Raw genomic sequence first — 17,620 nt, forward strand, 5'->3', positions numbered from 1 at the left:
CGGAAAACCCCGGAAAAGGAGGAGAACCGGATGAAATTAACGAACAACATCGGCGTCATCGTCGACAGCTTTGGGATCGGCGTGCGCGAGGGGCTGAAGAAAGCGAAGGAAGTCGGCGCGGACGGCGTTCAGATTTATGCGGTCAGCGGGGAAATGGACCCGGCCGCATTGTCGGTGGCGGCACGCCGCGAATTGAAAGAGTATATCGCCTCGCTCGGCCTCGAAATTTCTGCGCTTTGCGGCGATTTGGGCGGTCACGGCTTCCAGGATAAGACGGCGAATCCGGCCAAAGTGGAAAAGTCCAAACGGATTCTTGATCTGGCGATGGATCTTGGAACGAACATCGTAACGACGCATATCGGCATTGTACCGGACGACAGGCAGGGCGAAGTGTACCATAGCCTGCAGACGGCTTGCGAGGAGCTCGGACAATACGCCAAAGGGATGGGCGCCTATTTTGCCATCGAAACCGGACCGGAGCGCGCGGCGCATTTGAAATCGTTCCTCGACACGCTCAGCACGAACGGGGTGTCCGTCAATTTCGATCCGGCCAACATGGTGATGGTGACGGGCGACGATCCGGTGCAGGGCGTACATATATTACGCGACTATATCGTTCATACGCATGTGAAGGACGGCATTCGCTACAAGGAAGTGGACCCGCGCGAGGTGTATGGGGCGCTAGGCTACGAGCCGATGGATCACGGCAAAATCGCGCAGATGGTTAGCTCCGGCGAAGTGTTCAAGGAAGTGCCGCTCGGCGAAGGCAAAGTGCCGTTCGACGCCTATTTTGCCGCGCTGCAGGAGATTGGATACAAAGGCTATCTGACCATCGAACGCGAGGTTGGGCAGCAGCCCGAGATTGACATTCGCGCCGCGGTTCAATTCATTCGGCGGTACAAATAAGAGCGAACCCGCAAGTGGGCCTCATTCAATAAGAAAAGCTTCTGATTAAAAAAGGACCCCGTCGGGTCCTTTTCCACATCTATTCGTTAGTTCGCCCGCTGGACGCGCAGCATAATTTGCTTGTGCAAATGCTCGGGCTGAATTTTCGGATTCCCCGCATTGATCCGCGGAATTTCAAGCCGTTTGCTGGCCCGTGTCGCCATCTCGTTTACAATCGTAAACGCGTAACGAATGCCGCCTTCGGTAATAAGCTCTTCCGATGCTGTTGTATATATGCCGAACGGGTAAGCGTAAGCGGTGGCCGATTGCGCTTGTCCGTACAGCTCGTTCAGTTTGCCGACGCAAGCTTTCGTATCCGACAATATGCGGTCCGCGTACGATACGCCGCCTTCCGTTCCGAGCGGATTGGTCAAAGCCGCCTTATCTTCCTCTTTGTAATGCAAATTATCGGAATGGCATTGGAAGTCGAACATCCCCGGCTTGTACGCCAGCATCTCGCGGATTTCCTCCTTAGAGAGCGCAGGAATGGAAGGGGCCTTCGGATCGGCCAATTCTTTCGTTACGACGAAATTGACGGCGGGAATGCCAAGCTCCTTCAGAATCGGGTATGCGTATTGGTGGAAGCTCTCATAACCGTCGTCAAAGGTGACGAAGACGGCTTTGTCCGGAACGGCGCCCCCTTCGTGAAACGCTTTAAATTCGCTCAGCGATATAAAGTGGTAACCTAATTTCTGAAGATACGTGAGCTGGTCCCGGAACAACCGGCTCGTGATCGTGCTGGAGCTTTCATCGGAATCGTGCACGTGATGGTACATCAGGACGGCAACCTGATCGTGATAGCGGAAATCATATTTACTTGAAAATACATCAAACGCGCCGAGCAGCACGACCGCAAGCAGCAAGCCCGTAAAAAGTTTATGTATCATGGCGGAACTCCTTTAACTTCGCATCCGGGGTTCATGGACACCATTGCAGCCGCCGGAAAAATTTCGTCTATACATTGTACCATCCGAGCTTGGAATTGGGCAAAGGTTGCCGCATCGTGTCTTGAACTGTATTAAAAAAGGAGGAATTTGGATGTCGCGGTAGAAAAAGATAAAGATTCAAAACAGGAGAGGCAAGGAGTGAAAGCATGGAACACCTTCACGGGATTTACAGCTTCCCCTTAGTCGTTCTTTCCGTTGTGATATCGATTCTATCTTCTTACAGCGCGCTCACGTTGTATCAGCGGGTGCTGACGCTAAGCGGCAAAGAAAAGACGGTCTGGACGGTTTGCGGCTCCATCGCAATGGGGCTCGGCATATGGTCGATGCACTTTATCGGCATGCTCGCTTTTCATTTGCCGGTGCAAGTGACATACGATTACGTGCTGGTCGGGATTTCGCAGCTTATTCCGATCGGCGCGGCCTGGGCGGCACTCACGGTGATTGCCCGAAGCTCCGTTTCGAAACTGCGGCTAGCGCTCGGCGGTATATTTATGGCGCTGGGCATTGTAGGCATGCACTATACGGGCATGGCGGCCATGCGGCTGCCCGGTACGATTTCGTATCGCTGGCCGCTTGTCGCATTATCCGTACTCATTGCCTTTTTGGTGTCCTTTGCGGCGTTAAGCACCTTGTCGCTTTACCGGCGCAGGAGGTGGAACTATCCGTTATCGGCCAAAGTCGGGGCAGCGGCGCTCCTGGGGATGGCGATCGCGGGCATGCATTACACGGGCATGATGGCCGCCGAATTTCATACGTATGCGGAAGTTTCGAATCCGGACAACGTCCAGGTCGGGATCGGCGCCATGCTGCTGGCGGGTCTGCTTGGCGCAGCGACGATGTTTATTTTGCTGCTCATCCTCGTGAGCCAATTCATGGACAGGCGTTATGCGCTGCGTCTTGCGGACTATAATCAGAGCCGGTACGACTCGATCTTCGAGCATAACCCGCATATGGTGTGTCTCTTCGATCTGAAGGGTCGCCTCGTTCGCACCAATCCTGCAGCGGAGCAGATTACCGGTTACAGCCGGGATTCGTTTCTGAGCAAGCCGTTTACGAACTTCCTGACGCGGAGAGATGTAAGCAAAGTGCGGCGCTGTATTACCCAAGTGCTGCAAGGTATCCCCCAAACGGTAGAATGTACGATCCGGCACCGGAACGGCCAGCCTATTCATTTGAGCACGACCATTGTTCCGATGATAGCGGACGGTAAAATCGTCGATTATTATGCAATATCCAAAGATGTGACGGAACAAAAACAGGCGGAGCGCCAACTGCTTCTAGCCAAACTGGAAGCAGAGCGTGCGGCGCGGGCCAAAGCGGAGTTTCTGGCGGTCATGAGTCACGAGATTCGTACGCCGCTGAACGGAGTCATCGGCATGAGCGAACTGCTGTTGGAAACCGAATTGCGCGAGGAGCAGCGGGACTATGTTCGCATTATCGGTACAAGCGGCAAAGCGTTGCTCTCCGTTATTAACGACGTACTGGATTACTCCAAGATCGATTCCGGCAAAATGCAGCTGCAAACCGAGCCGTTCGCGCTGCGCGAATGTCTGGACGAAACGATTCATTTATTTATGCCGCAGCTCCAGGAACGCCGGCTGGAATGCAGAGGCCATGTGGATGCGTCCGTGCCTTCGGTACTGATCGGCGATGCGGGCCGGCTCAGACAAGTGTTCATTAACTTGATCGGTAATGCGGTGAAATTTACCGAACGCGGAAGCATTGAAGTAACAATACGCTGCTTGCAACAGAAAGGGGACCAATTGACGATCGAATGTGCCGTGAAAGACAGCGGGATCGGCATACCGCAGCACTTTATTCCATTCTTGTTTCAGCCTTTTCATCAACTGGATTCCAAGATGACCCGGAAGTACGAAGGGACGGGGCTGGGGCTGGCCATCAGCAAGAGGCTCGTGGAAATGATGGGCGGTACCATCCGTGTCGATTCGGCTGAAGGACTTGGGACGACGTTTACGTTTACGGTGCAGGCGGCATACTGCCGTGACGAGCTCGCCGTGCATTCTTAGGGAATAACGGGGAAGTTTACATTTTTTACATGAGAAAAAATATGTATCGCATTCGCAACCTTTTTGGATTCCCGTACGTTATACAATTGGCCGTGCTGCGATTTAAACTATAGTTACCGTTTCAGAGAGGATGAAAACACGTATGTCAACGAAAGGGCCGGGGATGGGCGAACTGCTCAAAAACCGGTTTGTGCAAGTGATTTTACTGTCCGGGCTGCTGCTGCAAATCGGCATTTGGGTCCGGAATTTCGCGATTTTGTTGTTTGTGGTCGATCAGACGGGCGGGGAGAACTCGCGCGCCGTCTCCCTCATATCGGTGGCGGAATTTGCCCCGATCTTTATTTTTTCGTTCATCGGCGGGACGTTTGCCGACCGGTGGAAGCCAAAGCGTACGATGATCTGGTGCGACATACTGAGCGCCGTGTCCGTGTTCGTCGTGCTGCTCACACTTGTTTTCGGAACGTGGAAGGCGATCTTTTTTGCAACGCTCGTATCGGCCGTGCTGTCGCAGTTTTCCCAGCCTTCGGGGATGCGGCTGTTCAAAATTCATGTTCCCGAGTCGCTCATGCAAGCGGGCATGTCCATCTATCAGACCATGTTCGCCTTGTTTATGGTGCTCGGTCCGATTCTCGGCACATTCGTATACCAGCATTTCGGCATTCAGACGGCCATCGCCATCATGGGCGTTGCGTTCCTGCTGTCTGCCGCCGTCTTGGTGATGCTGCCTGCGGATGCGGAGCAGGACACGAGCGGGCCGCGCACTTCCCTACGGGAGGAGATGGCCGCCGGGTTCCGCTATGTGCTGTCGAACCGGCTGCTTACGATCTTGGGAGGCTGTTTCCTCGCCGCAGGACTTGCGATCGGACTGATTCAGCCGCTCGGCGTATTTCTGGTGACGGAGCAGCTTGGGCTGCCCAAGGAAAACCTGCAGTGGCTCATGACGGTGAGCGGCATTGCGATGATCGCCGGCGGAGGCGTGACGGTCGGCTTGTCCAAGAAGCTCCCTCCACAGCTGATGCTTGCCATAGGAATGGCCGTCAGCGCCGTCATGATGGTCGTCACCGGGTATTCGACGGTGTTATGGCTTACACTTGTCGCGCAATTTTTCTCGGGGCTGGTGCTTCCGGCGATCCAGATCGGGATCAATACGATGATTTTGCAAAATACCGCCGCTTCTTACGTCGGCCGGGTCAACGGCATCTTAAGCCCGATGTTCATGGGCGCGATGGTGCTTACGATGAGCGCATCCGGAGAACTGAAGACGCATCTTTCGCTGTCGACCATTTACATGACTGCCGCGATCTTATTCGTTATCGGCATTGTCGTGATGGCACCGATCTACAAGATGAAGTCTGGGGCGGAGCAACCGCAGGAACAAGTGCAGGAAAAAGCCGGCTGACGCTCGATGACAGTTACGGCGTTCATGCTGCATGGAAAATATAACTTAACATGCAAAAGCCGCAGTTTCCGATTTTCGGAAACTGCGGCTTCGTTGTTTCAAAGCGGCTCACGGCGTGTAAAAGTTTTGTGTATAGTAAATTTTCATTTTTCCGCCGAAGCTGACGCCGACGCCAAGGCGCTGCGTATCGCCAAGCAAATTTTTGCGATGGCCTTCGGAATTCATCCAGCCGTGATGCGCGAAGATGGCGCTGGATTGGCCGGCGGCGATGTTCTCGGCCGCGGTGCGGTACTTGATATCGTTTTGCTTCATCCGATCGAACGGGCTTTGGCCGCTCAAGTTCGTATGATCGAAGTAATTGTTTGCGGCCATGTCGGCGCTATGCTGGCGCGCCGTTTCCGCGGCGGCATCGTCCCAGGCAAACGCTTTGAGGCCGAGCTTGACTCTGGCCGCATTAGCAAGGTCGAAGCTTTGGCGCTCGAATGCGCGGGCGAGACCGTCGCTGCCTTCGCTGTAGAAGGAGGTCTGGGCTTGCTCGGCCGCCTTGGCAACGATCTGTACGCCGGTAACGACTTGATCGCGGTGCAAATCATAGAAGAACGTAGCGTACGAGCCACCGATCTCGTAGGTGCCGTACTCGCCATTGCCGTAATTCATCATGAACCGCGTGTTGCCTTTCATGATGTACTGCAGCGGACTTCCGTACTGTTGTTCCACGTCGGCTTTGGCCGAGCCATCGGCGATCCCTTTCTCCGTAGTCCAGTTGGCGGAAGGGCTATAAAGAGCGGCGACCTTGCCGTCCGCGATTCCGACTTGAACGTAGTCGCTGTAATTGCCGTTGTAAATGTACCACTGGACGCCATATTCGCCGGCGTCCTTCCGGGCAGGCTCGCCTAGCTTGCCGACGACGCTGTCCGCGGAATCGCCGATGGCAATGCCTTTGACGGTGACAGCTGCGCCGCTTGCCTGTTCGGTAGCGGTTTGGGAGTCGGGCGACGATGAAGGCAGCGCGAACGATTGCCGCTTCAAGTTGCGAATGAACTGGACCGATTCCGCCCGGGATAGCTTGTCCCCGGCACGGTAGCCTTCCACGGTTGCGGCACTCTTGCCTTGAGACAGGCCTTGGTCGAGCAAATAACGGATCGAATCGTTCAAAGGAAGCGGTCCCTTTTGGGTTGCGGCGATCAGACGCGCGACGGAACCGCGGTTATATCGGCTTGGATCGGTATTATGCAGCACAGGCCACTTCTGCTTGTCCGCATAAAGGTAATACGGTTCGAACCAGGCGGCTCCTTTGGAAGCCGACGGCACGAGCGTATTCGGATATGCGCGCAGCAGCATGGCGAGAAATTCGGGTTCCGAGACGCTTTGGTCGGGACGGAACGTTCCGTCCTCGTAACCGTCTACAATGCCGCTGGTGACTGCCCAAGCGATGGCATCGGCTCCCCAGTGGCGCGAGGCGTCCTTGAATCCGGTGGTATTCGAAGCGACGGCAGAAGTAGATTCGGTAGCGGCGGCACATCCGGCAAAGGGGCCTGCCGCTGCCAACCAAAAGGTGAGAGACAGCACGACTGGCGACCACTTTTTTGGCAAAGAGACCTCCTCCTTTTCTTGCAAAAGAATTCGTTTCCATTTTACTATATTCGTCGCTTGCGCAACATGTCTATGGAAATCGAACCCAGCATCCGCCACTGGAGCGAAGTTTCATTGAAATCTTCTTTGAAAAAACGGGATCATAATCGCTAGGGGCGATTGATACAATAATAAAACAACCCTGGCGCTTGCTCCCAAACACTTCCGGTTTTCGTGCATACATAGCGAATAGGTTGTACACAAACTCTAAGAGGAGAGGGGGACGAACCAATTGATACAGTTCCGCGAAGTGAACAAATATTACGGATCGTTTCAAGTGCTCAAAGATATTAATCTCACCATTGGCCAAGGTGAAGTGGCGGTTGTGATCGGGCCTTCCGGTTCGGGGAAAAGTACGCTGCTGCGCTGTATCAACCGATTGGAGACGATCTCGAGCGGCGAACTGACGGTAAATGACGTGAAAGTCCACGGTCGCGGCATCGACATCAACAAGTTGCGCCGCGACATCGGGATGGTGTTCCAGCATTTCAACTTGTACCCGCACCGGACTGTGCTGGAGAACATTACGCTTGCGCCTACCAAAGTGCTCGGCGTTTCGCGCCGGGAAGCGGAAGAAACGGCCATGCTTTATTTGCAAAAAGTCGGCATTCCGGAAAAAGCCAAATCGTATCCTTCCCAGCTTTCCGGCGGACAGCAGCAGCGGGTAGCGATTGCAAGGGGGCTGGCGATGAAACCGAAAATTATGCTGTTCGACGAGCCGACTTCCGCGCTCGATCCCGAAATGATCGGAGAAGTGCTCGACGTCATGAGGGATCTGGCGCGGGAAGGAATGACGATGGTCGTCGTCACGCATGAGATGGGCTTCGCGCGTGAAGTCGCCAGCAGCGTCATCTTTATGGATCAGGGACGCATTATGGAACATGCGGCACCGTCCGAATTTTTTGCGAACCCGCGAGAGGAACGGGCCAAAACGTTCCTGAGCCGGTTGCTTCACCACTAAGTTATGAAACAGAGAGGGGAAATGTATGATGAAATGGAAACAGTGGCTAAGCGGTTCTGCGGCAGCATTGCTCGTATTGACGATCATGGCAGGATGCGGCACGAAGCCGACGGAGCCTTCCCAAGGAGCGGGAGGAGCCGGCGGAGGAGGAGGCAATGCCGCAGCTCCGGCGTCTACGATAGCGGAAATTAAAAAGCGGGGCAAGCTCGTAGCGGGTGTCAAGTTCGATACGAAGCTGTTCGGCTTAAAAGATCCGGCCACAGGCAATGTGGAAGGCTTCGATATTGACATGGCCAAAGCGATCGCGAAGAAAGTGTTGGGCGACGAAACGAAAGTAGAGCTCAAGGAAGTGACTTCCAAGACGCGCATTCCGATGCTGCAGAACGGCGAGATCGACATGATTATCGCTACCATGACGATCAATGAAGAACGCAAGCAGCAGGTCGATTTTACGGACGTATACTTTAAAGCGGGCCAGTCGCTGCTCGTCAAGAAAGGCAGCCCCATTAAATCGATCACCGATTTAAAAAAGGGGATGAAGGTGCTGGCGGTAAAAGGATCGACGTCTGCGGTGAATGTGAGAGCGAAGGCGCCGGAGACGACGGTACTCGAGTTTGAAAATTACCAGGATGCTTTCTCCGCATTGAAGGCGGGACAAGGCGATACGCTCACGACGGACAATGCGATCTTGTACGGCATGGTGAAGCAGGACCCGAACTACCAAGTCGTCGGCGGAACGTTCACCGATGAGCCTTACGGAATGGCGATTCGCAAAGGCGACAAAGAATTTGTCGATTTTGTCAACGCAACGTTGGCCGACATGAAGAAAACCGGAGAGTACGACAAGCTGTACGAGAAATGGATCGGCGAGAAACCGGCGCCATAAATCGTCTTCGTGGCAGGATGGCCCGCTAAGCAGGCAGGCTATCCTGTTCCTTGCATTCGCGGCTGCCGCCCAAGGAGGGATAGAAGCTCATGTTCGATAAATTGCGCTTCGATATTTTGACCAAGCATTGGGATACGTACATGCTCGGCTTTGAAAATACTGTGAAAGTCAGCTTGATTGCGCTTGTGGCGAGCTTCATTCTGGGGACAATCATCGCCGTTATGCGGATTGCACCGTTCAAGCCGCTCAATTGGCTTGGGACGATATACGTCGAATTTATCCGCAATATTCCGCTGCTGCTCATCGTGCTGCTGTTTTTTTTGGCATCGCCGACGCTTGGCTTGCCGCTTGACGGGTTTCAATCCGGTACGATTGCGTTGACGGTTTACACCGCGGCATTCATAGCCGAGGCGATCCGGGCGGGCATTCAGGCCGTACCAAAGGGTCAGATGGAAGCGGCGCGCTCATCCGGGCTGACGTATTCGCAAGCCATGTGGTTTATTATTTTGCCGCAGGCGTTCAAAATCGTCATTCCGCCGATCGGCAACCAGTTTTTGAACTTGGTCAAAAATTCGTCCATTCTCGGGGTCGTGGCTGGACTCGATCTGATGTACTACGCGGATATTATTTCGACGCAAACGTTCGTTACGTTCAGCGTGTACATTTTTGTAGCGCTGTTTTATTTGGTGCTGACGCTGCCGATCAGCTTCGGGGTGCGCTATTTGGAAAAAAGAATGGCCGTTAAAGCCTGAGGCGGGATCGAAAGGAGGGAACGGATATGGACTTTACCGGCGCTTACTCGGCGGACAACTTGAGCTTTTTGATGAAAGGGCTCTATATTACGCTCAAGGTTGCTTTTATATCCATCATTCTGAGCTTTGTTATCGGGGCGCTTGCCGGAACGCTGCGCTATGCCCGTATTCCGGTGCTGTCGCAATTGATGGCGGTGATTGTGGAAGTCATCCGCAACTTGCCGCTGCTTCTGATTATCTTTTTCACTCGGTTCGCGCTGCCGGAGATCGGGCTGAAAATGTTTCAAAACGCCGAGTATGCGGCTATCGTCGCGTTGACCGTATTCGAAGCGGCCATGATTGCGGAGATCGTGCGCAGCGGTTTAATGTCGATCGAGAAGGGGCAAATGGAAGCGGCGCGTTCGTCCGGCCTCACCTACGTGCAGGCGTTGTGGCATATCATTCTTCCCCAGGCGCTGCGGCGGATGGTGCCGCCAATGGTGAGCCAGTTCATTTCGCTGCTCAAAGATACTTCGCTTGCCACCGTCATTGTGCTGGCGGAGCTGATGCACAATACGCAGATTGTCGCCGCCGTGAACCCGAACTGGGTCATTCCGATCTTTATCATGTCCGCGCTAATCTATTTTACGGTCAATTTCGTGCTCTCGATCGTGGCCAGACGACTGGAAGCGAGGAATGTATAAAACCAAACCGTCCGAAACCAAAGTTCGGATGGTTCTTTTTTTGCTTGGAAATGAAAATGAAAATACCCGGCGCGCGCGGGGTTGTACCGCCGACTGCCGGGTATCGTAGTGGCATGACTTATTTCTTCTTCTCGGTTTCGCAAGCATCCCGATTTCGAGGCGCTGTGTCCTCGGCGAGCTTGTCCCCGAATTGATCCAACCGGGAAGGGGAGCTTGCCGGCCCGTCGTTGTCCGGTTTGTTGTTTCTTCCTGCCATCGCACTCACCTCCAAGCTTATCGTTCCATTCGACCGAAGCAATTATCCGTTTAAAAGAGAGCGTTGTTTTACGGTCTCCTGCAAGCCTTCGATGCCTGGCGTTGCGATCACTTTCGTTATTTTCTTCGAATATAGCTACCCACATCCGTCATCATAAGCGAAAAAATGCCCTTTTCCTAACAAAACCGGCGTTTATATCATTTTTTATAAGTTGGCGTTATTATTTCTGCAACCTTTTGGAAAGCAAGCGCGTTTAGAAAGTAACTCCGGAGAACAATGCCAATGCGCAATGGCATACAACTTCACTCGTGAAAGGTGGAAAATCATATGAAAAAATGGATCACGATGGTTTCTGCAACGGCGCTCTTTTGCAGCTTAACGGGCGGTTCCGTCCTTGCATTTAATGACGTGGAAGGCGATCAGAAAGCTCCGGTCATGTCACTGAAAGACCGCGGCGTTATTAGCGGTATTGACGATAATCATTTCGTTCCGATGGGAAAAGTCAGCTACGCGCAAAGCGTTCATATGATCGTCAAGGGGCTTGGTCTTAACATCGATAACATGAGGTTCATTAAGCAGCCGGAGGCGTCCGATTATTTCACCAAAGTGCCGAACAACGCGTGGTATGCGCAGTCCTTTATTATCGCGCAGCTGAACGGTCTGCCGATTCCGAAGGACGTCGATCCGAACGGTACGATGACTCGCGAGCAATTCGCTGATCTGCTGGTGCACGCCATTGAGAAGAAAGGCGATTTTCCAACCATCAAGATGTATATTCAGATAGCCGACGAGGATCAAGTGACTCCAGAAATAAACGGTTCCGTGCAGCGCCTGCTGTTATATAAAATTACAAGTCTCGGCGAGGACCGCAAGTTTAATCCGAAACGCGAAATGAGCCGCGGGGAAGCGGCCGTCTGGCTGTATAATGCGATCAAGCTTGTGGAATCGCACAAACAGCCCGTTCAACATGAGGAGATTAAGGTTAGCATTGAAAAAGTGACGGACGACGTGAACAAAGTGATTTTGTCCCGCGGAGAGAAACCGACGGCCGGGTACGGGATTGAGATTACCGGCATTCGATTCGAGCAGAACGGACGAGCGGTTGTTACTTATACGGTGAGCGATCCGGCACCGGACAGCATGAACGCCCAGGTCATTACGGAGCCGAAGGCGGAAACGTACGTTTCATCCAAATATAAAGTGGAGACCGAACCGGCAGCAGCACTACTTCATTAAGGTATCCCTTCCCCCTCACTTGCGAATGGAAAAGGTTTTGCAGGGCACTCGCTGATGCAAAGCCTTTTTTGTGTGCGCATTTTGCTTTCTACACTTTTGCTGTTGCTCGGCTCAATCAGGTTCAACGAGGACAATCTCGGGTAAAAAGGGTATACTACGTTGTATATCAAGGCAGAAACGGAGTGAGCAAAATGAATGAGCAGAATAAAGAAATTAACGGAGGCATGATCGCGTATTCGGATCAAGGCGAAGGGGTACCGGTTGTGCTATTGCACGGATTTTGCGGAAGCTCCGCTTACTGGGACGAGGTCGTTCCGCTGCTTGCCCAAGGGTGCCGGGTTATCGTTCCCGATTTGCGCGGGCACGGCGGGTCGTCGGCACGCGCAGAGCAACAATACAGCATGGACGATTTTGCCGACGATACCGCCGCGCTTTTGGATGCGCTGGATACCGGGCGCGTCGTGCTGCTCGGTCATTCGCTCGGCGGCTATGCCACGCTTGCATTCGCGGAGAAATATCCGGACAAGCTGCTCGGTTTCGGGCTGATTCACTCGACGGCGTTTCCTGACGACGAGAAAGGGAAGGAAGGCCGATTGAAGTCGCAGCAGACGATTAAGCAGCAGGGACTGCCGACATTTTTGGACGGTCTCATACCGAAACTATTCGCACCGGCTCATGTGGAGACGATGCCGGAAGCCGTTCGTAAAGCGAAGGATATCGGACTCGGCACGAATCCGGAAGGGGCGGTGGCGACGCTGGAAGGCATGCGGACGAGGCCGGACCGCAACCACGTATTATCCGCCGCTGCGGTGCCTGTGCTGCTCGTAGCCGGGACCGCCGACCAAATCATTCCGCTGGAACGGGCTTTTTCCGTGAGCGGGGAACGAATAGAACAAAAGCGCATCGACGGTGCCGGTCATATGAGTATGATGGAAGCGCCGGGTGAGCTTACCAAAATTATTCTCGATTTCATTGGGCGGCTGTAACGGCCGCTCTTTTTTGCTTACATAAGTTAAGGTACAATGAAGAAAAGGGGAGGTGCGGTGACGTATGGAGCAAAATGGAGCGAAAACCATCGCGGGGCATCCGGTTATTTTGTACGACGGCAGCTGCGGTTTCTGCAACCGGGCGGTACAGTTCATTATCCCTCGCGATCGCGGCGGAAGATTTCGGTTTACGGCGATTCAATCGGATGCGGGAAGACGGCTGCTTACGGAGCAAGGCCGTGATCCGGACAATTTGGATACGTTCGTGTTGATCGCGGACGGCCGCACATTCACCCGTTCAGCCGCTGCATTAGAGGTGGCGCGCAGGCTGGATGGCGCCTGGCCGTTATGCTACGGCTTCATGATCGTTCCGGGACGACTTCGCGACGGGGTCTACAACTGGATCGCCCGCAACCGGTATCGTTGGTTTGGACGTACGGACGCTTGCCTCCTGCCCAATCCTCAAGAACGGGAGCGGTTTCTCTAGTAGTAATTCGTGCAAGCGAAGATGAATGCATTCCCATTCCCTTATTGAGCAGGGTTCCTTAATTTCTCGGTAGATGCGGCAGATGCAGGCTTGAACAGCCTTTTTTTAATAGCATACGTGATTAATTCCGTTAACAACAGTATGACCAGCAGTCCCGATAGCGAAGCCGTTACCGACAGAGGCAGCACCCACCAATATGTAGGCTGCGAGAAGAACGGAATAAGCGACACAGCCAGTATCGGTGGCGCGTTCAAATGAAACTTGCGAATAACAAGGATCGTGCACAGGCAGGCAACGAGAAAAGTCCACAGCCCGGCATGCATCGCGTAGAACAGTGAGCCGATCGCCGATGCGGCACCCGCACCAGCTACAAGTTTCATCAAGTCTTTCATTGCAAACGCCCGACTGACGAACAAATAAGAAAAAGCCCCGAGCGTAGGGTAAAATAAAGGCTTAAGCGTAGGAAAGCTCTGAGAGAGCCAATAGATCAGAAGAAGATAAAGTGCGATAGCAACGGTCTTGATATCCATCCTCGAAATGTCCTCGATTTCCACATTAGCGGTAGATTAGGCTTTACAGAAGCGGCCTCAAAAATAATACACTGGTCCGAGTTCGGGCGTCAATCCCAATTTTCCAAAAAAAAACGCCTTTCCGACAGCTGCTAGCGATCGGAAAATGGCGTTTTCATTCAAACACGCGAGCTACAGTCCCTCGAAAAACCGGGTGATTTTCTCCAAATACTCCTGCTTGTAAGCCGGATAACTGCGGGCGTGCCCTTCGTTTGCCGGCTTCCACAGTTGAAATTTATCTTTGTGTTTCTCCCACATCGATTCGCTGTTTTGGTAAGGAATCGACGCGTCTCCCGTACTGTGTATAAACAGCACCGGCCTCGGATAAACGCGGTCTACTGCGGATAGGACGTCTACCTGGTTTGGGTCCATGTCAATCAATCGCGGTAAAATGGCCATGATCATCGGCGTGAACGGAAAGTTCGGCAAATGAGACCAAACCGGAAGATTTTCCTCCAAATATCGGCCCAAATGATTAAACGGGCTGTCGGCAACGATACCGCTAACCGACGGCTCCTCCGCTGCAGCCATAAGAGATGTACTGGCGCCCATCGAGAACCCGAGCAGCGCTATGGTTCCGGGGTGGTTGGCTTTCATCCAGTCAACGGCCCCGAGCAAATCGTTCTTTTCGAAATAACCGACCGAAGTCAGCGATCCTTCCGATTCGCCGGAATGACGAAAGTCGAACATCATGACGTTGTAACCGCGGTCGACCAGTTCTTTGGCAAGATTAAGCGCTTCGGCTTTTTTTTGCAGGCGGTTATTGTCGTAACCGTGGGCCATAATAATATTCGGTTTTCTGATCGTGCTGTCTTCCGTTGGTTTGCCCGGCAAGTACCAGCCTTTCAACTGCAGCCGGTCTTGACGGCTTTCAAACTGAATTTGATCAAAGACGAGCCCATGCCGGTCGGGGGAATCGTCGAGCGGCTTCGGTGTCGTATGGGTAAGCTTCCACCCTACATAGGTCGAGACGCCGCCGCACGCTAATATCACAACTAAGATAAGCCCAAGCAGTGTCCACAGCCACGGCTTGATATGAAGGCGGCCGCTGCGCCGTCTCGGCGCTCTGGAAATTGCAGGGGTAGGTCTCATCATCGCATTTCCTTTCTTTCTCCGGATTTACAAAAAAGGCACTCCCCATTATACGACAAGTTCAGACACCGCGACAGACTTAATTGTTTCTTTGGGTGCTTTTGGATGGTCGATAATGGTACCAGAGGGATAGTAGACATCCTACGGCAAACGCGGCCAACGCATAAAACGGGTTCGGCAGTGTCCATAGACCGGGAAGGCACAGGACGACCATGGCGCCGACATGAATCCGAAATCGTACGGTTCGCGCCGATCGATCCTGTAGCCCCGGCGGCAGCGGATAAATATAAGACCAATCGGAATGCCGGTACATTTGCTGAAGCTCCTTGAGCTGAACGGCGGCGATTCCGGCGAATAACAAAATCACCCCTGCGGGGAGCAGCGGACCCGACGAAACGGCGGTCAGCAGTGCACCGATCAACGTTAATCTCACCGTGATGCCGAACCACTCGGAGCGCAGCCATATTCTGCTGTACAAAAAGCCATAAGTGGAATCGGGAGCAAAACGGCGTCCGCCTGCCAGGTTCAGCAGTTTACGCGGCGCGCGCCGCGCGCGGGCTCGGCCGTGAATGCCCGGCACATCGATAAATAAATTCAGCAGCCTTAGGATAAAGGAGCGGTGCTTCAGTTCCGCCGCAAGCAATCCGTGCCAATTCAGGCTGCGCCGGCCGGTTAACTGGCCGATTGCCAAATAAATGAGCAGCCCGGCGGATACTGATAAGGCGCTCCAACTTACAGGCAAATTCATGAGGGCATATGCGAAGCCGGCCGATGCAACGAAACGCAATAGTGTGAATAAGATCACAGGGGGCCGCTCCGTTAGTTGAAGTTCCCGCCAACGAACGGCGAGCAGCACTCTTTTTACAATAAGAAGCATAGCGAGCACATAAATGAAACGGTAGGTGTCGCTCCCCGCAGCAACGGCGTACATGGGCCATAAGATCATCCAGACGGCCAGCAGAAGCAGTGATTGAGCTAAGAAAGCGCGTCTCACTGCTTGTTGCATGTAAGGTGCAAGCTCCGTTTCCAGAGGCAGCAAGTACATCAAATCGGCGTCCTTCAAATAAGTGCGTATCGGGCAAACGGCCAAAAAGGGCCAAAGCACGAGCGCCGCTACCTGCAATAATGGAAACTCGGGAGGCACTTGGTTAAGAAACCGCGTGTAAAAATAAGTGCCGGCCAGCATGACCAAGACAAGCGCTAATGATGCGCTCTGCAGCGCGTAACCGATGTACGGCCGTACTTCCATGAGAAATTGTTTGGTCCGTCTGTTCCACAATTGCCCGACATCCATGCGCAGCTCCGTCAACTTTGCTCACCCCGGGTGACCAGGCTGCAAAATACGTCGTCAAGCGAGGCCTCCGGCATGCCGGCTTGGGCTCGGAGCGCTTCCATATCCCCGGTTGCGGTCAGCTTCCCTTTTTGCAGCAAAAAATAGCGGTCTCCGTACTTTTCGATCGTCGTCAAAATATGAGAGCTGATTAAGATCGCAGCGCCGCTTTCTTTCACTTTGACCATCAGCTCAAGTAATGAGCGAATGCCGAGAGGATCGAGGCCGAGGAATGGCTCGTCGATAATATACAGCTCCGGCCGGACGAGAAAAGCGCTCATGATCATCACCTTCTGCTTCATCCCTTTGGACAGGTGAGCGGATAGGCGGTTCGCGTAAGCCGACATTTGGAATTCCTCCAACAGCGCGGCGGAGCGGCTCTCGTAATGTTCCCGCTGCATGCCGTAGGCCATCGCCGCAAGCTCGATATGCTCTTGCACCGTCAGCTCTTCATATAGCAGGGGGCTTTCCGGTACATAGGCGTATGTTCGGCGGTATGCCGTCGGATCGTCTTGTATTGTTCGGCCTTTCAAGCGGATTTCGCCCGTATGCGGCTGCATCAGCCCTAAAATATGTTTAATCGTCGTACTTTTGCCGGCGCCGTTCAGTCCGATCAAACCGACCATTTCCCCGGCGTGGACGGAAAAATTCAATTGATGTAATACAGGCCTTTGCCGGCTGTATCCGCCGGTCAGCCGTTCGACTTCCAATAAAGGCTTTGATTGCAACTGCATTCGTCATATCACCTCAATGCTTATTTTACCTTTTTTTAGGATGAAATGAAAAAGAGCTGATCCTTTGCGCTTTATTCGGCAAAACAACCGGCGAAATGCTGCCGCTTCGTATCAGAAGGGATACAAATTCAAGTTGGTAAAAAAAAGACTTGCATTGTTAATCATATATGTGATAAATTATTTTTCGCTGCCTGATGCAGTCGTTCAAAAATTTCTGCACTCTGCGGGTTCGTCCCCTCGGTTTGGAAAAAAAAGAACTTGCAATGAGGTAAGCAAATGTGGTAAATTAGTTTTTGCTGTCGCGTTGATGCGAAGCAACGAAACAAATGCAAGTTGCTTTGGAAAAATAAATACTTGCAAAGCTGATGCGAGATGTGGTACATTGATTTTCCGGCTGTTTAAGACAAGCCGATTGATGAAATACTTGAATCAAGCAACAGTGAAACAAATTGCCCTTTGAAAACTGAACAACGAGTGAGTGAATTAGAGAATGAAAATTCTCGCCAGTTTTAAATTTTGAGCTTAATCAGCTTACATTGATAGCGAACATCGCCTTCGGGTGATGGGAGCCACTTTAATGGAGAGTTTGATCCTGGCTCAGGACGAACGCTGGCGGCGTGCCTAATACATGCAAGTCGAGCGAGGGTCTTCGGACCCTAGCGGCGGACGGGTGAGTAACACGTAGGCAACCTGCCTGT

General features: G+C 53.0%; 17 protein-coding genes and 1 rRNA gene. 11 read left to right on the forward strand and 7 right to left on the reverse strand.

Going from position 1 to position 17,620, the window contains the following annotated elements; translation table 11 throughout:
• Positions 1 to 30: 30 nt before the first annotated feature.
• Positions 31 to 906, forward strand: coding sequence for a sugar phosphate isomerase/epimerase family protein (locus ACFQI7_RS35290; protein WP_218102904.1), 876 nt, complete (start codon positions 31 to 33; stop codon positions 904 to 906).
• 86 nt (positions 907 to 992) lie between these two features.
• Here the strand turns inward: ACFQI7_RS35290 and ACFQI7_RS35295 are convergent, their stop codons facing one another.
• Positions 993 to 1,832 carry a polysaccharide deacetylase family protein gene (locus ACFQI7_RS35295; RefSeq protein ID WP_218102903.1) on the reverse strand — a complete coding sequence of 280 codons (840 nt, stop codon included), beginning with the start codon at positions 1,830 to 1,832 and terminating at the stop codon, positions 993 to 995.
• Between the two features lie 206 nt (positions 1,833 to 2,038).
• Between ACFQI7_RS35295 and ACFQI7_RS35300 the strand changes: the two genes are divergently transcribed.
• A complete protein-coding gene (locus ACFQI7_RS35300) occupies positions 2,039 to 3,919 on the forward strand; it encodes an MHYT domain-containing protein (RefSeq protein ID WP_218102902.1) in 1,881 nt (626 codons plus the stop codon).
• Positions 3,920 to 4,061: 142 nt separating this feature from the next.
• The gene (locus ACFQI7_RS35305) at positions 4,062 to 5,318 is read left to right on the forward strand and encodes an MFS transporter (protein WP_218102901.1); all 1,257 of its coding nucleotides are present in this window, start codon (positions 4,062 to 4,064) and stop codon (positions 5,316 to 5,318) included.
• A 108-nt stretch (positions 5,319 to 5,426) separates the two neighbouring features.
• On the opposite strand, the gene ACFQI7_RS35310 is transcribed toward ACFQI7_RS35305, so the two are convergent.
• On the reverse strand, positions 5,427 to 6,911 hold the full coding sequence (locus tag ACFQI7_RS35310) for a CAP-associated domain-containing protein (RefSeq protein ID WP_230415662.1): 1,485 nt from the start codon (positions 6,909 to 6,911) through the stop codon (positions 5,427 to 5,429).
• Between the two features lie 271 nt (positions 6,912 to 7,182).
• Here ACFQI7_RS35310 and ACFQI7_RS35315 point away from each other — a divergent pair, with 271 nt between their 5' ends.
• The 4 genes from ACFQI7_RS35315 to ACFQI7_RS35330 all read left to right on the forward strand — a co-directional run bounded on the left by ACFQI7_RS35315 (position 7,183) and on the right by ACFQI7_RS35330 (position 10,232).
• The gene (locus tag ACFQI7_RS35315) at positions 7,183 to 7,911 is read left to right on the forward strand and encodes an amino acid ABC transporter ATP-binding protein (protein WP_218102900.1); all 729 of its coding nucleotides are present in this window, start codon (positions 7,183 to 7,185) and stop codon (positions 7,909 to 7,911) included.
• Between the two features lie 25 nt (positions 7,912 to 7,936).
• Positions 7,937 to 8,797, forward strand: a complete 861-nt coding sequence (locus tag ACFQI7_RS35320) for an ABC transporter substrate-binding protein (RefSeq protein ID WP_218102899.1) — start codon at positions 7,937 to 7,939, stop codon at positions 8,795 to 8,797.
• Positions 8,798 to 8,886: 89 nt separating this feature from the next.
• A complete protein-coding gene (locus ACFQI7_RS35325) occupies positions 8,887 to 9,549 on the forward strand; it encodes an amino acid ABC transporter permease (RefSeq protein ID WP_218102898.1) in 663 nt (220 codons plus the stop codon).
• 26 nt (positions 9,550 to 9,575) lie between these two features.
• Positions 9,576 to 10,232, forward strand: a complete 657-nt coding sequence (locus ACFQI7_RS35330) for an amino acid ABC transporter permease (protein WP_218102897.1) — start codon at positions 9,576 to 9,578, stop codon at positions 10,230 to 10,232.
• 118 nt (positions 10,233 to 10,350) lie between these two features.
• Here the strand turns inward: ACFQI7_RS35330 and ACFQI7_RS35335 are convergent, their stop codons facing one another.
• Positions 10,351 to 10,488 (reverse strand): hypothetical protein, encoded by a 138-nt coding sequence (locus ACFQI7_RS35335; RefSeq protein ID WP_218102896.1) that lies wholly within the window; start codon positions 10,486 to 10,488, stop codon positions 10,351 to 10,353.
• A gap of 327 nt (positions 10,489 to 10,815) precedes the next feature.
• On the opposite strand from ACFQI7_RS35335, the gene ACFQI7_RS35340 reads away from it, so the two are divergent.
• The 3 genes from ACFQI7_RS35340 to ACFQI7_RS35350 all read left to right on the forward strand — a co-directional run bounded on the left by ACFQI7_RS35340 (position 10,816) and on the right by ACFQI7_RS35350 (position 13,197).
• On the forward strand, positions 10,816 to 11,724 hold the full coding sequence (locus ACFQI7_RS35340) for an S-layer homology domain-containing protein (RefSeq protein WP_218102895.1): 909 nt from the start codon (positions 10,816 to 10,818) through the stop codon (positions 11,722 to 11,724).
• A gap of 191 nt (positions 11,725 to 11,915) precedes the next feature.
• Positions 11,916 to 12,710 carry an alpha/beta fold hydrolase gene (locus ACFQI7_RS35345; protein WP_218102894.1) on the forward strand — a complete coding sequence of 265 codons (795 nt, stop codon included), beginning with the start codon at positions 11,916 to 11,918 and terminating at the stop codon, positions 12,708 to 12,710.
• Positions 12,711 to 12,774: 64 nt separating this feature from the next.
• Positions 12,775 to 13,197, forward strand: a complete 423-nt coding sequence (locus ACFQI7_RS35350) for a thiol-disulfide oxidoreductase DCC family protein (RefSeq protein ID WP_218102893.1) — start codon at positions 12,775 to 12,777, stop codon at positions 13,195 to 13,197.
• Between the two features lie 41 nt (positions 13,198 to 13,238).
• Here the strand turns inward: ACFQI7_RS35350 and ACFQI7_RS35355 are convergent, their stop codons facing one another.
• The 4 genes from ACFQI7_RS35355 to ACFQI7_RS35370 form a co-directional block, all read right to left on the reverse strand.
• Positions 13,239 to 13,727, reverse strand: a complete 489-nt coding sequence (locus ACFQI7_RS35355; RefSeq protein WP_218102892.1) for an HPP family protein — start codon at positions 13,725 to 13,727, stop codon at positions 13,239 to 13,241.
• A gap of 171 nt (positions 13,728 to 13,898) precedes the next feature.
• Positions 13,899 to 14,861 (reverse strand): alpha/beta hydrolase, encoded by a 963-nt coding sequence (locus tag ACFQI7_RS35360; RefSeq protein ID WP_230415660.1) that lies wholly within the window; start codon positions 14,859 to 14,861, stop codon positions 13,899 to 13,901.
• Positions 14,862 to 14,937: 76 nt separating this feature from the next.
• On the reverse strand, positions 14,938 to 16,167 hold the full coding sequence (locus tag ACFQI7_RS35365) for an ABC transporter permease (protein ID WP_218102891.1): 1,230 nt from the start codon (positions 16,165 to 16,167) through the stop codon (positions 14,938 to 14,940).
• Positions 16,164 to 16,922: an ABC transporter ATP-binding protein gene (locus tag ACFQI7_RS35370; RefSeq protein WP_218102890.1), complete on the reverse strand. Its 759-nt coding sequence runs from the start codon at positions 16,920 to 16,922 to the stop codon at positions 16,164 to 16,166. Before ACFQI7_RS35370 ends, ACFQI7_RS35365 begins: the two co-directional genes overlap by 4 nt.
• Before the next feature lie 574 nt (positions 16,923 to 17,496).
• Here ACFQI7_RS35370 and ACFQI7_RS35375 point away from each other — a divergent pair.
• Positions 17,497 to 17,620: ribosomal RNA gene (locus tag ACFQI7_RS35375) — 16S ribosomal RNA — on the forward strand; the annotation flags it as partial.

Origin of the sequence: Paenibacillus allorhizosphaerae (assembly GCF_042659105.1) — a bacterium.
Lineage (GTDB): Bacteria > Bacillota > Bacilli > Paenibacillales > NBRC-103111 > Paenibacillus_G > Paenibacillus_G allorhizosphaerae.

Coding starts and splice junctions, on each gene's coding strand:
- ACFQI7_RS35345 (WP_218102894.1), top strand. CDS start 11,916: ATGAATGAGCAGAATAAAGAAATTAACGGAGGCATGATCGCGTATTCG.
- ACFQI7_RS35335 (WP_218102896.1), bottom strand. CDS start 10,488: ATGGCAGGAAGAAACAACAAACCGGACAACGACGGGCCGGCAAGCTCC.
- ACFQI7_RS35305 (WP_218102901.1), top strand. CDS start 4,062: ATGTCAACGAAAGGGCCGGGGATGGGCGAACTGCTCAAAAACCGGTTT.
- ACFQI7_RS35350 (WP_218102893.1), top strand. CDS start 12,775: ATGGAGCAAAATGGAGCGAAAACCATCGCGGGGCATCCGGTTATTTTG.
- ACFQI7_RS35320 (WP_218102899.1), top strand. CDS start 7,937: ATGATGAAATGGAAACAGTGGCTAAGCGGTTCTGCGGCAGCATTGCTC.
- ACFQI7_RS35295 (WP_218102903.1), bottom strand. CDS start 1,832: ATGATACATAAACTTTTTACGGGCTTGCTGCTTGCGGTCGTGCTGCTC.
- ACFQI7_RS35370 (WP_218102890.1), bottom strand. CDS start 16,922: ATGCAGTTGCAATCAAAGCCTTTATTGGAAGTCGAACGGCTGACCGGC.
- ACFQI7_RS35325 (WP_218102898.1), top strand. CDS start 8,887: ATGTTCGATAAATTGCGCTTCGATATTTTGACCAAGCATTGGGATACG.
- ACFQI7_RS35340 (WP_218102895.1), top strand. CDS start 10,816: ATGAAAAAATGGATCACGATGGTTTCTGCAACGGCGCTCTTTTGCAGC.
- ACFQI7_RS35360 (WP_230415660.1), bottom strand. CDS start 14,861: ATGATGAGACCTACCCCTGCAATTTCCAGAGCGCCGAGACGGCGCAGC.
- ACFQI7_RS35300 (WP_218102902.1), top strand. CDS start 2,039: ATGGAACACCTTCACGGGATTTACAGCTTCCCCTTAGTCGTTCTTTCC.
- ACFQI7_RS35290 (WP_218102904.1), top strand. CDS start 31: ATGAAATTAACGAACAACATCGGCGTCATCGTCGACAGCTTTGGGATC.
- ACFQI7_RS35355 (WP_218102892.1), bottom strand. CDS start 13,727: ATGGATATCAAGACCGTTGCTATCGCACTTTATCTTCTTCTGATCTAT.
- ACFQI7_RS35330 (WP_218102897.1), top strand. CDS start 9,576: ATGGACTTTACCGGCGCTTACTCGGCGGACAACTTGAGCTTTTTGATG.